Origin of the sequence: Vibrio sp. 10N.222.55.C7 (assembly GCF_041473335.1) — a bacterium.
GTDB classification, from domain to species: Bacteria; Pseudomonadota; Gammaproteobacteria; order Enterobacterales; family Vibrionaceae; genus Vibrio; species Vibrio crassostreae_C.
Map to the genome: position 1 here is coordinate 82,850 of NZ_JBFRSC010000028.1, position 11,868 is coordinate 94,717.

The following is an 11,868-nucleotide window of genomic DNA, read 5'->3' on the forward strand; positions in this document are numbered from 1 at the left end:
ATGTTGAATAATCATAGGGGCGTAACACTTGATGCCACTCTTCTGTTCATTAACATGAGGATGACAAATGTAAATTCAAGGTCAAAAATCATAAAAACACTGTTTTTTTTATCTGTTTTTATTATCCTTGAGCCTGATAAATATAAAAGAACATAAAATAAGCCATGATTTGGTGAAGAATTAACGGAACTTCACCTGAGATTTGTCTATTTCGCCCCCCAAAACAATCCAAAATAGAAGAATTCAATGAGTAATATCGGCACAAAGTTTATTCTCGCACAACGGTTCGTATTCGACCCAAACAGCAATTCACTTGTCGATCAAATGAGCGACGGTGAAGTCGTACGTCTTGGTAGCAATGAAAGCCGCATTCTCTTGATGCTGTCAGAAAGGCCTAATGAAGTTATCACTCGTAATGAATTGCATGAGTATGTTTGGCGAGACCAAGGCTTTGAGGTGGATGACTCAAGCTTAACGCAAGCCGTATCGACTCTGAGAAAGATGCTCAAAGACTCGACTAAATCTCCTGAATTCGTAAAGACAGTACCGAAGCGCGGTTACCAATTTATTGCGACCGTTGAGCGCTCTGCGCCACTGTCATCAAATGATCAGCCAGTAGCCGCTGAAATTGCAGAAAATGACGTTGAACCTATCCTAACGTTTGCAACGCCTGCAGCGACTGAACAAGCAATCACTGACACATTTGAACCTGAGCCAATTACAAAAGTTCAACAAACTAAAGTGGCAGTAGAACCAGCAACCGCTCCTGTTGTAGCTCCGGCTAAAAGCACCAATAAATGGTTAACATTTTGGTTACTGCTTGCCGCTTTCATCATGCCGATTCTCGTTTTAACGTTTACTACCCCGGTGGAGTCCGAGTTCACGGTTTTGACTGAAGTGGATGGTGTAAAGGTTCAATCACCGGTTAACCACCCAGACCTCAGCAGTTGGCTGCCAGCAATAGAAAAGTGTGTATTAAGTTACAACACGAGTCACACTGGTGTGTTAAAGCCGGCTGAAGTGATCGCTACAGGAGGACAAACCAATAACCTTGCCCTCAACTACATTCACCCGCAAGATTACTCGAGCGAAAATGTAACCCTAAGAATTTACGCAAACCAGTCGGATGTAAACGACATTTGTAACGGTGGTAAGTAACATGAAATTAAAAGTATCGATTATCTTACTGGTTCTATCGGCATTTTTGAGCGGTTGGTTATATTGGAGCAGCGATGCAAAAGTAGAGCGCTTACTCACTCAGCATGAATGGCAGTCGAGAATGGTGACGCTGATTAGCGATAACAAGCAAGCTGACTCAATAGGCCCACTTCGTAGAGTTGAACTATCATCGAATGCGAAATACCTACCAAATGGTACATATTTAAGAATGTCAGTGGTTAGACTTTACGGTAATCAAACTGAGCCTGCGAATGTCATCAACATCTCTGAAACGGGTCAGTGGGATATTAACGATAACTACTTACTGATTTCGCCAACGGAGTTTAAAGATGTGACCTCGGCTCAGCGCCAAGACTTTTCAGAAGAACAGCTAGAGCTGATCACTCAAGTCATTAAGATGGACGCAGAGCAAAGCCGCCGCATAGATATTGTTAACCCGAAGGCACTGCTACTGACTAGCTTAAATCATGGTTCTACCGTATTGTTTTCAAACTAAGATTGGATCGCTATTTACTGTTTATGAATAGCTGAATACCATGAAACGGTAAACCAATAGAAAAAAGGGGCATGAAGCCCCTTTTTTGTTAGCCGTTGGTATCAAATTACGGATGTAGCATTTTAAGGATTAACCATGAAAACGGAACAACCTAATCTGGCGCCAGCGAAAGAGACAGCAACAAAAGCCACAATCGCGATACACTATTGCCGTCAATGCAATTGGATGCTTCGCTCTAGTTGGTTATGCCAAGAGCTACTGCATACCTTCAGCGAAGAAATTGAACAAGTGAGCTTACACCCAGACACAGGAGGCAGGTTCGAAATCTTTTGTAATGGTGTGCAGATTTGGGAAAGAAAAGCAGATGACGGTTTTCCAGAGGCGAAAGTTCTGAAGCAAAGAGTACGAAACATCATTGCTCCAGACAGAGATCTCGGCCACGTGGACTCAAAATAAGCCTTTCACAGCCGATCCAATGATTTAAAGCTGACCACTCACGAGAACATCACCTTCAAGGCTAATGACTTTGAAGGTATTGTTTTCATAGATGCCATAGCTTGCCGCGTGTCCCTCTCGTGGGAATGTCACCGAGCTAGGGTTAAAGATAAAGATGTCATCTTGGTATTCGGCGACAGGAATATGGGTATGACCGTGTGCAATGATATCGCCCGCCTTCAACGCAGGGCGTTTATTGGTGTTGTACAAATGGCCATGCGTTAGGAAGATACGCTGGCCTGATTCTAATAGCACCCACGAGTAATCCATCATCATTGGAAAAGACAACAACATCTGATCCACTTCGCTATCGCAGTTACCACGAACGGCAATGATCTCTTGAGAAAACGCATTCAACTTATCTGCAACCGCCGGCGGGTTGTATCCTTCTGGAATCGGATTTCTTGGTCCATGATTCAGAATGTCACCCAATAGAACTAAATATTGCGCACCAGATGCTTGGTAGAGTTCTAATACCTTTTCTGTTGCTGGCAGCGAACCGTGTAGGTCTGAAGCAAAAAATAATTTCACACGTACTTCTCCATAAAATTTATGAGCCTATTGTACGTATCTAAATGCTACACGTCATCTCTCGCCATACCATTGATCACGATATTATTGTAACTAACCATACCGACTATCTTGTTATCACGAACTACTGGCGCACGACTGATACCAAAGCGTTCAAACAGGCGAGCGCAATACTTTACGTTCATCTCAGCAGACACGCTTAGCGCTGGCTTGGTCATGATCTCATAAACATTGGTTCGCTTTGGAGATCGGTTCTTAGCCAGTACTTTCTTGGCAATGTCATTCATCAATACGATGCCGTATTCGTCATCTTCGTGGCGTTTATCGACAATGATTGCCTTCACTTTGTGCTTTTTAGCCATCTCTATCGCTTCTAACACCGTGGTTAGCCCATCGATAATCACATACGTATTGGCCATGACATCGCCTACTCGGATCTTTTCACTGGTACTCATAGCTCATCCTCCACAACCTTTGTTAACGTCTCGACTTGATGCGCAACCCCGACTGCGTCTTCGATATCGATCTGCACCGCTATACCTTGTCCTGACTCCTGGTCAAACTCACCGACTTCGCCAATAGTTTCAAGAATATGCCTCGCTAAGTGTTCCTCAACCACAAACAGCAACACATCTTTTTGTACCTCTAGCGTTAGGCCAAAGAAGGTGGTTTTTTGGTTTAAGCCTTGCCCTCTGGCGTTGTTAATCACCGTTGCTCCAGTCGCGCCCGCATCACGCGCGGCATCGAGCACAGTGTCGGTCTTGCTCTCTTCTACAAACGCTAAGATAAGTTTAAAGCGCATCTTTGCTCTCCTTAGAGGTGTGTAAACGGTTTAACCATTGTGTTATTTGGGCATAGCCCATCACTGAAATGATGGGAAATAAGCTGGCAAAGGCGATCAACCCAAAGCCATCAATAACAGGGTTTCTTCCTGGTACGGTTGAAGCGAGTCCAAGCCCGAGCGCCGTCACTAAAGGGACTGTCACCGTTGATGTAGTGACGCCACCCGAATCGTAGGCCAATGGAATAATGAGTTTTGGGGCGTAAAAGGTTTGAATGACCACGACGACATAACCAAAAATGATGTAGTAGTGGATCGGGTCACCCGCAACGATACGGTAGCTGCCCAGTGAGATACCGATAGCAACGCCCAATGCCACGGCGATCCTCAGCCCATTGACGCTGATACTGCCACCGGAAACTTGGTTCGCCTTAATCGCTACAGCAATCAAAGAGGGCTCGGCTATCGTGGTGCTGAAACCAATACAAAACGCGAAAAGATAGACCCAGTAATAATCAAACCAAGCCAAAGCAAGACCAGAACTGATCTTAAACTCAGTCAAAAAACTTGGCTCGGTGAGTTGCATTGCCATCGTCTCCCCTAGAGGGAATAACGCGAGTTCCAATCCCATCAAAAAGAGTGATAAGCCAAGAATGACGTAGAAGAAACCGATCAGCACTTTGGCTAGGTTATTGACTGGCTTTCGTAATACCGCCAACTGAAAACCGAAGATGATGATCGCAATCGGGATCACATCCATCACAGTGCCGAGAAAGGTGTCGATAAATTGTTGAACACTGATCATGTCACCACCATCCCGTACACCATGACAAACATCATCGGCAGCAACGAAGCAAACGCGATCAACCCAAAACCATCTATCATCGGATTACGCCCTTTAATTGCCGAGGCTAAACCCACCCCTAACGCAGTTACTAATGGGACGGTGATCGTCGATGTCGTTACTCCACCAGAGTCATACGCAATTCCAATGATGTTTTCCGGAGCAAATGCAGTGAGCACGACCACTCCAATATATCCACCGATGATCATGTACTGGATTGGCCAACCTTTTAAGATTCTCAGCACACCGAGTAAAATAGCGATACCGACTGACAGTGCCACAGTAAAGCGCAGGCCATTGGCATACTGCTCCATTTCATCTAACGTATTGGGGATTACACCTCCCTCAGCTGCCACTTCTGCGGCTTCGGCAGCGACTGCGGTTAACGCTGGCTCGGCTATGGTGGTACCAAAACCCAAACAAAAAGCGAAGATCAATAACCAGAACACACTCCCCTTTCTGGCAAATGCTTGAGCCATCGATTCGCCAATTGGAAACAACCCCATTTCAAGGCCAAAGATAAAGAAAGTGAGTCCAAAAACGACGAGCACTAAGCCAGTCAGAATAGATAAAAGATGAGGAAGTGGCTCTTGTAAGACAGCAAGCTGGAAGAAAGCGATTACCGCCACGATTGGCAATAGATCCCTCAGGCTACCTAACATGGATCGAAACAAAGCAAGCACCGCCGTCATCGCAATTCCTTGTCGCTGATTATGAATTAATAATAATCATGGCAAATCCTTATCATTGCTTATGTGACAAATATTACGCAGTTGGTAACATATCCGAGTAAAGTGCATAAGTGTGATGACGGTACACATCCTGACTTGATGAATTTAATTTCACTCCTTTGTAAATTGGAAAAGGCGTAATTTGGGCATCACACGATTGAAACCTTATGATCGTTATAGTGATTTTTTCGTATTGATTGGCGACTAAAAACAAGCCATGTCTATAATTATGTTTAATAGGGAGATTGGTATGAAGATATTGTTAACGGGTGGTACTGGATTTATTGGCTCTGAATTGGTCAAGAGTTGGAACACTGACGACGTGACATTGCTGACGCGGAGTCCTGAAAATGCGAAGCAAAACCTAAATCACCTCAACCAGAACAACCTTCATTACATTCAATCCCTTGATGAGCTCAGTGATCTCAATGACTTTGATGTGGTGGTCAACCTCGCGGGTGAACCGATTGCCGATAAGCGTTGGAGTACAGAGCAAAAAGAGAGGATCTGTAACAGTCGCTGGCACATCACTGAAAAGCTGGTCGAATTAATTCATGCCAGTAACAACCCGCCACACGCTTTTATTAGCGGTTCAGCCGTCGGCTACTATGGCGATCAACAGCAGCACCCATTTGACGAGTCACTGCAAGTAGAAGATGAAAGCTTTCCTCATAAAGTCTGTGCCCACTGGGAAGAGATAGCCAAGCGAGCACAATCAGAAAGCACACGCGTGATACTACTGCGAACAGGGGTTGTACTTGGCGAGAATGGCGGCGCACTCAAGAAGATGCTATTGCCTTATAAACTCGGCGTCGGTGGTCCACTAGGTTCAGGTGACCAGTACATGCCATGGATTCACATTCTCGATATGGTGAGAGCCATCAATCACTTGTTGTCTATCCCTCACGCTCAAGGGGAATTCAATATGTGTGCCCCTCACCCTGTGACCAACAAACTGTTCAGCAGCACGTTAGCGAAACAATTAGGCCGACCGCATTTCTTATTCACGCCGAAATGGGCAATGTCGATTCTCATGGGGGAATCATCTTGTTTGCTATTTGACAGCATTCGCTCCAAGCCGAAGAAACTCACTGAGATGGGATTCATCTTTAGTTACTCAAGAATCGAGCCAGCACTAAAAAACTTGTTACAACATCAAGACTAATTCTTTACCCTAGAGCGATAGAGACTCTAATAAAGGATTAAGTGTGAACAAGTCGATTCTGATTACCGGTTGCTCAACAGGTATTGGCTATACATGTGCTCATGCACTTCAAAAGCGTGGTTTTCATGTCATTGCATCTTGTCGTGATCCACAAGATGTTCAACGCCTTCAAGATGAAGGCCTCACCTGTATTCAATTAGATCTTTCCAACCAAGAAAGTATTGAGCATGGCGCCAAGCTTGCTATTGATCTCGCACCTATTGGATTGTATGGATTATTCAATAACGGTGCTTACGGTCAAGCAGGGGCACTAGAAGACTTACCGACCCAAGGACTCAGAGAACAATTCGAAACCAACTTCTTTGGTTGGCATCATCTCGTCTGTCAGATCCTTCCGCACATGCGCGAGCGTGGCGAAGGTCGAATCGTACAAAACAGTTCCGTATTAGGTTTTGCAGCCATGAAGTATCGTGGTGCTTATAATGCTTCTAAATTCGCGATTGAGGGTTGGACAGATACCTTACGATTAGAACTGCATGGCAGCGGTATACAGATCTCATTACTGCAACCAGGGCCAATTGAGACTCAATTTAGAACCAATGCCTTGAAAGCGTTCAATAAATGGATCAACATTTCTGGCAGCGCCCACCAAGACGCTTACCAACAACAAAAAGATCGACTCGAAAAAGAATCATCGAATAACGCTTTTGTCCTGCCTCCAGAAAGTTGTATTGAGCCGGTATTCCATGCTCTCACCGCCGACAAACCCAAGCTAAGATACCGAGTTACGACCCCGACTAAAGTGTTCGCGGTATTGAAAAGGATTCTACCGAGTCGCTTGCTAGACCCTATTTTGAGAAAAGCTGCATAAATTACTAACTTTGAATGCAGAGTCGCAAACTTTAATGTAACGATGTAATTTTTCCGTAACAATAAGATGTCATGATTATCCTATCCCATCAGTTATTCCCAATTGATGGTTCTACTCTGGAAATCTCATGACTTTAAACCGCCTTAATTGGGTAGGTGTGGGTCTGGCGATTACGTTGTTTATTCTGTTTTGAGTATCTCACGCAACGCCTCACTGACTACCTCGATGATAACGCTATGCCTTCCATGTTGAGATAACAATTATATCAACATCGAAGCATAGCGTTTTTCTATTTTTGGTTCTTTTTATCCGAGATAACCGAGTTAGATCTTGAAGTTACCGACTAATCCCCCCATATTTGCAACGTATCCACAAAACAAACCTCAAGGAACGTAAATGCAATCTCCGCATATTGTTGAACTTAATGAGCAGAACTTTCGTCAAGTATTAGAAGGTTCGATGCAGACCCCTGTACTCATCCATTTTTGGGCACCAATGAGCCAAGAGAGCGCCCAAGTCATTCCTGAACTGCAAACTTTAACTCAGCAATACAACGGTGCCTTCACCTTAGCCCTGCTCAATTGCGAACAAGAGCAAGCTATTGCTAGCCAGTTTGGTGTTCAAGCACTGCCCACTATTGCACTGTTTGTTAATGGTCAGCCAGTCGATGGGCTCGGTGGCCCTCAAAGCATAGAAGCTATTGTCGATATGCTCAGCAAACACCTTCCTAGCCAAGATGAACTTGCTTTGCGTCAGGCTCTTGAGCAAATGCAAGCTGGCGAGCATACACAGGCACTAGCAGCAATGCAGCAACTTCCAGCAGAGCTGACGAATAAAGGTGAAGTAAAACTGGCGATCGCAGAGTGTTTGTTAGAAACGCAACAATTTGACCTTGCTGAAACTCAGCTAGCAACTATCCCTCTTGAGTACCAAGACAACTACTACAAAGGCTTAGTTGCAAAGCTTGAACTTCATAAACAAGCAGCAGACAGCCCTGAAATACAAGCATTAGAAGCAGCTCTTCAGCAAAATCCGAGCGACGCTAAAACAGCATCTGAATTAGCATTGCAATATCACCAAGTGAACCGCAGTGAAGAAGCTATGGATCTATTATGGTCTTTCCTAGCCAAAGATCTTAATGCTCTCGATGGTGACATGAAGAAAGAGTTCATGGACATCTTGAGTGCGCTTGGACAAGGTAACCCAGTTGCCAGTAAGTACCGTCGACAACTGTACTCTCTGCTTTACTAGTTAAACCTAAAAAGCCGTAGATTAAACATCGAAAATTGACAATTCAATCAATTAGTTTATCGCATAATAGAATGTAAAATTGGCCATGAAATCAATGATTTATGGCCCATTTCTCGTTTATAAATTTGCTCAGAATTTAAATATGAGCCAGTATCAATACTGAACTATCAAAAACTCAAACTTGCAAAGGATTTTGTATGCCTATTGATACCTTGATTACTATCGGCGTCTTTACTGCCGTCGCACTGTTATTTATCTTCGCTGGCGTAAAAACCGTTCCACAAGGCAACAACTGGACCGTTGAACGCTTCGGGCGATACACACACACCCTTAAACCGGGTCTTAACTTAATCATTCCATTTATTGATAAAGTTGGACAGCGCATCAGCATGATGGAGCGTGTTCTCGACATCCCAGCACAAGAAGTCATCTCCAAAGATAATGCAAATGTGGTTATCGATGCGGTTTGTTTTGTTCAAGTTATCGACGCGCCTAAGGCAGCTTATGAAGTGAATGACCTTGAACATGCGATCCGTAACTTAACCCTCACCAATATCCGTACTGTGCTTGGCTCGATGGAACTGGATGAGATGCTGAGTCAGCGTGACATGATCAATACCAAGCTACTGAACATCGTTGATGAAGCGACAAACCCTTGGGGCGTAAAAGTCACCCGTATCGAAATTAAAGACGTACAGCCACCAGCAGACCTTACTGCTGCGATGAATGCCCAGATGAAAGCCGAGCGTAATAAACGTGCTGATATCTTAGAAGCAGAAGGTGTACGACAAGCTGAGATCTTGAAAGCAGAAGGCCACAAGCAATCAGAGATCCTGAAAGCAGAAGGTGAGAAGCAAGCGGCAATATTGCAAGCAGAAGCCCGTGAGCGTGCCGCAGAAGCAGAAGCTAAAGCGACAGAAATGGTATCAACGGCAATTGCTCAAGGTGACATGCAAGCGGTCAATTACTTCATTGCACAAGGTTACACCGACGCATTGAAATCTATAGGCCAAGCTGAAAACGGCAAGATCATCATGCTACCACTCGAAGCAACTGGCCTTATGGGTTCTGTAGCGGGTATCGCGGAGATGTTTGCACATAAGAATGACAAAGGTAGTAAGGACTAACTTATGGTCGAATTACTAGAACAAGTAAACCACTGGCATTGGTTAGCGTTTGGTCTAGCATTGTTAGCGCTTGAGCTAATTGGAACCGCTGGTTACTTTTTATGGATAGGCATATCTGCCATGCTGGTCGGTGCCCTATTAGGAGCATTACCAATTGGTTGGCAGATGCAATGGCTGTCCTTTGCTAGCTTCTCTCTTATTACCACTTGGTTGTGGTGGAGAAGACAACTCTCGAATGACAAGCAATCGGATGCAGGGCGAGAGTTAAACCAAAGAGAAAAGCAATTGGTAGGTCAAACCGTTATTTTAAGTGAAGACGTAAAGAAAGGTAGCTGTCGAATTAAGTTCGGTGACTCTTCTTGGTCAGCAAAGGCCAGTCAAGATATTCCATCTGGAACCGAAATTAAGATTGTCGCTTTAGACGGAATCGTTCTAATAATAGAACCTTTATAAACAAGAGCTATATGAAGCCTGCATTTTCAATAAATGCAGGCTTTTTCTATTTTTGAACCTTAATAATATTCGAATTATCATTGCGATAGATTGAATTGAAAAAAAAATAAGTTCTTATTTCGTAAAGCTAAAAAGTTTGATTGAGCTAAAAAGGTATAAGAAAGCCAAATTTCTTACCCAATATATATATGAATAGTTAACCTTACTCTCGCTTATTTATAATTATTAAAAATGTTAAGTCCGTCCAATTTTTGAAATTTTCTTTTCCTTGTCCATACTTTCAATTATCTCAATTAGAGATAAACCTAATGGAGTTTGTATGAGACATTTTTTAATAATTCTAACGGCTATTTTCAGCTTGTCATTTGGAAGCGCTCTAGCGAGCAGTCAGTCTCCTGGTAACGGAAACATGGGGCCTATCGTTAAGTGTTCAGATGGTAACGCAGTCACTCATGTACCACTGTTGATCTGTAAACATTACGGCGGAAAGGTGCTGTGATAGGTGCTGTGATAGGTGATTAAAGTCAGGCTAGTAATGAAATTGCTGCCTGACGATTATTTAGAACTGGAATAACCTAACTGCGGCCAGATAGATTATTCAAGATAGGACATTCCGTTGAAGTATCTCCAGGGCAGTCATGTACCCAAGATTGTAGCTGCACCTTCATCTTGTTTAACTCCGCAAGCTTCAACTCTATTTCATCTAACTTCTGAGTAGCCTTCTTCTTTACTTCGTAGCTTTGTCTGTTGGGATTCATTGCCAACTCAACCAGTGACTTACACTCATCGAGAGTGAAACCAACCATTTTAGCTCTCAAAACGAACTCTAACTGTTCGATATGAATCTCGCCATATTGCCTGTAACCATTTTCTGATCGGTGCGGTGGGCTCATCATGCCTTTACTTTCGTAAAAACGAATGGATTTCGCTGTTGTACCAACACGCTTCGCTACTTCACCAATATTCACAATCTTACCTGTAAGCCTAAAATGAAAAACCGCAGTACTGCTGTTATACAATACTGCGGCTGAAAAACATAGCTAGGGTGTAACGTTAGAAACTTACTCTTGTTCTAACAACCAAATCATAGTTTGAGATTTTTCTTCACTGTCTAGCTTATTGAACCAGTATGAAACCATTTCGATCTCTTTTGAGCCTTCTAGTAATGCTGGGTTAGCGTTCTTACGGTTCTTGAATGCCCAATCTGTTACTGCAGATTGCTCTTCTTTGGTTGCTTCACCATACCAGTAATTCACCATCTCTTGTGCTTGTGATGCTTTTGGCTCTTCAGCAACTACTGCTGCTACTGGAACAGCCGCGACTGGAGCAACCGCGATAGCTGTATGATTATTTGCACCGTTATAAATTGTGTCGATATACGCCTTTGGTACGATAAAAGTCGTGCTCATGACTGAGTTTTGGCCTTCAAGCGTAAATTCTAAATTCTTTTGTCTTGCTTGCTGAATATCAGCGTCACTTAATGGAAACTTAATATATTGAGTCTTAGTACAGTGCTCGCTGCAGCTTTCTCTTGGTACTTGTCTATCTTCTAATTCTATCGTTTTACCAAAAAAACTAACCGTTTCGTACTCTTTGTAACTTTGGAAGTAACTCACGTCCATAGTAATTGAAGATTCTGGGGCAGTATTTGGTGTTACTTCTTTATTGTATGTAAAGTAAAGCGACGACTTGAGAATGTCTGCGCCTACATTTGCTCTATTTTCTGCTACGTAAGATTGACCGGTTACTTTAATGTAACCACCTTTGGGCTGTACATCCGCAACTGAATCTGCAAAATTGCTTTGTGAATCAAGTGAACTACAAGCTCCCAAAAATAATGATAATACAACTACACTAACTTTATTCATTATGACTAATTCCTTATGTTCACTATGGAAAAACGCTGGCAAAAAGATTTACCAGCGTTTTGATTTTAATTTAACT

The 11,868-nt window shown here is 43.3% G+C and carries 16 protein-coding genes; 9 read left to right on the forward strand and 7 right to left on the reverse strand.

The annotated features are described in order from the left end of the window. Nucleotides 1-246: 246 nt before the first annotated feature. The 3 genes from AB4482_RS10465 (at nt 247) to AB4482_RS10475 (ending at nt 2,131) form a co-directional block, all read left to right on the forward strand. Nucleotides 247-1,158, forward strand: coding sequence for a transcriptional regulator (locus AB4482_RS10465; RefSeq protein ID WP_017063403.1), 912 nt, complete (start codon nt 247-249; stop codon nt 1,156-1,158). 1 nt (nt 1,159) lies between these two features. Beyond that, the gene (locus AB4482_RS10470) at nt 1,160-1,675 is read left to right on the forward strand and encodes a regulatory protein ToxS (protein WP_372074680.1); all 516 of its coding nucleotides are present in this window, start codon (nt 1,160-1,162) and stop codon (nt 1,673-1,675) included. Nucleotides 1,676-1,810: 135 nt separating this feature from the next. Continuing rightward, a complete protein-coding gene (locus AB4482_RS10475) occupies nt 1,811-2,131 on the forward strand; it encodes a SelT/SelW/SelH family protein (protein ID WP_017062204.1) in 321 nt (106 codons plus the stop codon). A gap of 24 nt (nt 2,132-2,155) precedes the next feature. Here AB4482_RS10475 and yfcE read toward each other — a convergent pair whose 3' ends face one another. From yfcE to AB4482_RS10500, 5 genes are read right to left on the reverse strand one after another with little or no spacing between them, the layout of a single operon-like run. Further along, the gene (gene yfcE / locus AB4482_RS10480; protein WP_017068995.1) at nt 2,156-2,701 is read right to left on the reverse strand and encodes a phosphodiesterase; all 546 of its coding nucleotides are present in this window, start codon (nt 2,699-2,701) and stop codon (nt 2,156-2,158) included. Nucleotides 2,702-2,748: 47 nt separating this feature from the next. Further along, on the reverse strand, nt 2,749-3,156 hold the full coding sequence (locus AB4482_RS10485; protein WP_017062206.1) for a CBS domain-containing protein: 408 nt from the start codon (nt 3,154-3,156) through the stop codon (nt 2,749-2,751). Then, nucleotides 3,153-3,503, reverse strand: a complete 351-nt coding sequence (locus AB4482_RS10490; RefSeq protein WP_017062207.1) for a P-II family nitrogen regulator — start codon at nt 3,501-3,503, stop codon at nt 3,153-3,155. The genes AB4482_RS10485 and AB4482_RS10490 overlap by 4 nt, the downstream gene beginning before the upstream one ends. Further along, the gene (locus AB4482_RS10495; protein ID WP_017062208.1) at nt 3,493-4,287 is read right to left on the reverse strand and encodes a DUF1538 domain-containing protein; all 795 of its coding nucleotides are present in this window, start codon (nt 4,285-4,287) and stop codon (nt 3,493-3,495) included. Before AB4482_RS10495 ends, AB4482_RS10490 begins: the two co-directional genes overlap by 11 nt. Further along, nucleotides 4,284-5,018: a DUF1538 domain-containing protein gene (locus AB4482_RS10500; RefSeq protein WP_017072437.1), complete on the reverse strand. Its 735-nt coding sequence runs from the start codon at nt 5,016-5,018 to the stop codon at nt 4,284-4,286. The genes AB4482_RS10495 and AB4482_RS10500 overlap by 4 nt, the downstream gene beginning before the upstream one ends. A 289-nt stretch (nt 5,019-5,307) precedes the next feature. On the opposite strand from AB4482_RS10500, the gene AB4482_RS10505 reads away from it, so the two are divergent. The 6 genes from AB4482_RS10505 to AB4482_RS10530 all read left to right on the forward strand — a co-directional run bounded on the left by AB4482_RS10505 (nt 5,308) and on the right by AB4482_RS10530 (nt 10,423). Further along, a complete protein-coding gene (locus AB4482_RS10505; RefSeq protein WP_017061922.1) occupies nt 5,308-6,222 on the forward strand; it encodes a TIGR01777 family oxidoreductase in 915 nt (304 codons plus the stop codon). A gap of 43 nt (nt 6,223-6,265) precedes the next feature. Beyond that, entirely contained in the window at nt 6,266-7,093 is an 828-nt protein-coding gene (locus AB4482_RS10510) for an SDR family oxidoreductase (RefSeq protein ID WP_372148813.1), read from the forward strand. 396 nt (nt 7,094-7,489) lie between these two features. Beyond that, the gene (locus AB4482_RS10515; RefSeq protein WP_017061924.1) at nt 7,490-8,344 is read left to right on the forward strand and encodes a co-chaperone YbbN; all 855 of its coding nucleotides are present in this window, start codon (nt 7,490-7,492) and stop codon (nt 8,342-8,344) included. Nucleotides 8,345-8,541: 197 nt separating this feature from the next. After that, nucleotides 8,542-9,471: an SPFH domain-containing protein gene (locus AB4482_RS10520; RefSeq protein ID WP_017063395.1), complete on the forward strand. Its 930-nt coding sequence runs from the start codon at nt 8,542-8,544 to the stop codon at nt 9,469-9,471. 3 nt (nt 9,472-9,474) lie between these two features. After that, complete coding sequence (locus AB4482_RS10525; protein WP_017061926.1) at nt 9,475-9,924, forward strand: NfeD family protein; 450 nt, start codon at nt 9,475-9,477, stop codon at nt 9,922-9,924. A gap of 319 nt (nt 9,925-10,243) precedes the next feature. Continuing rightward, a complete protein-coding gene (locus tag AB4482_RS10530) occupies nt 10,244-10,423 on the forward strand; it encodes a hypothetical protein (RefSeq protein ID WP_017061927.1) in 180 nt (59 codons plus the stop codon). Between the two features lie 76 nt (nt 10,424-10,499). Here the strand turns inward: AB4482_RS10530 and cueR are convergent, their stop codons facing one another. Both cueR and AB4482_RS10540 read right to left on the reverse strand, forming a co-directional pair. Continuing rightward, nucleotides 10,500-10,892, reverse strand: coding sequence for a Cu(I)-responsive transcriptional regulator (gene cueR, locus AB4482_RS10535; protein WP_017061928.1), 393 nt, complete (start codon nt 10,890-10,892; stop codon nt 10,500-10,502). Between the two features lie 93 nt (nt 10,893-10,985). Beyond that, the gene (locus AB4482_RS10540) at nt 10,986-11,792 is read right to left on the reverse strand and encodes a DUF2057 family protein (protein ID WP_102320158.1); all 807 of its coding nucleotides are present in this window, start codon (nt 11,790-11,792) and stop codon (nt 10,986-10,988) included. Nucleotides 11,793-11,868 lie beyond the last annotated feature (76 nt).

Excerpts from the sequence above, each read along its gene's own strand:
- AB4482_RS10465 (WP_017063403.1), top strand. The coding sequence starts at position 247 with ATGAGTAATATCGGCACAAAGTTTATTCTCGCACAACGGTTCGTATTC.
- AB4482_RS10470 (WP_372074680.1), top strand. The coding sequence starts at position 1,160 with ATGAAATTAAAAGTATCGATTATCTTACTGGTTCTATCGGCATTTTTG.
- AB4482_RS10475 (WP_017062204.1), top strand. The coding sequence starts at position 1,811 with ATGAAAACGGAACAACCTAATCTGGCGCCAGCGAAAGAGACAGCAACA.
- AB4482_RS10485 (WP_017062206.1), bottom strand. The coding sequence starts at position 3,156 with ATGAGTACCAGTGAAAAGATCCGAGTAGGCGATGTCATGGCCAATACG.
- AB4482_RS10490 (WP_017062207.1), bottom strand. The coding sequence starts at position 3,503 with ATGCGCTTTAAACTTATCTTAGCGTTTGTAGAAGAGAGCAAGACCGAC.
- AB4482_RS10495 (WP_017062208.1), bottom strand. The coding sequence starts at position 4,287 with ATGATCAGTGTTCAACAATTTATCGACACCTTTCTCGGCACTGTGATG.
- AB4482_RS10500 (WP_017072437.1), bottom strand. The coding sequence starts at position 5,018 with ATGACGGCGGTGCTTGCTTTGTTTCGATCCATGTTAGGTAGCCTGAGG.
- AB4482_RS10505 (WP_017061922.1), top strand. The coding sequence starts at position 5,308 with ATGAAGATATTGTTAACGGGTGGTACTGGATTTATTGGCTCTGAATTG.
- AB4482_RS10515 (WP_017061924.1), top strand. The coding sequence starts at position 7,490 with ATGCAATCTCCGCATATTGTTGAACTTAATGAGCAGAACTTTCGTCAA.
- AB4482_RS10520 (WP_017063395.1), top strand. The coding sequence starts at position 8,542 with ATGCCTATTGATACCTTGATTACTATCGGCGTCTTTACTGCCGTCGCA.
- AB4482_RS10525 (WP_017061926.1), top strand. The coding sequence starts at position 9,475 with ATGGTCGAATTACTAGAACAAGTAAACCACTGGCATTGGTTAGCGTTT.
- AB4482_RS10530 (WP_017061927.1), top strand. The coding sequence starts at position 10,244 with ATGAGACATTTTTTAATAATTCTAACGGCTATTTTCAGCTTGTCATTT.
- AB4482_RS10540 (WP_102320158.1), bottom strand. The coding sequence starts at position 11,792 with ATGAATAAAGTTAGTGTAGTTGTATTATCATTATTTTTGGGAGCTTGT.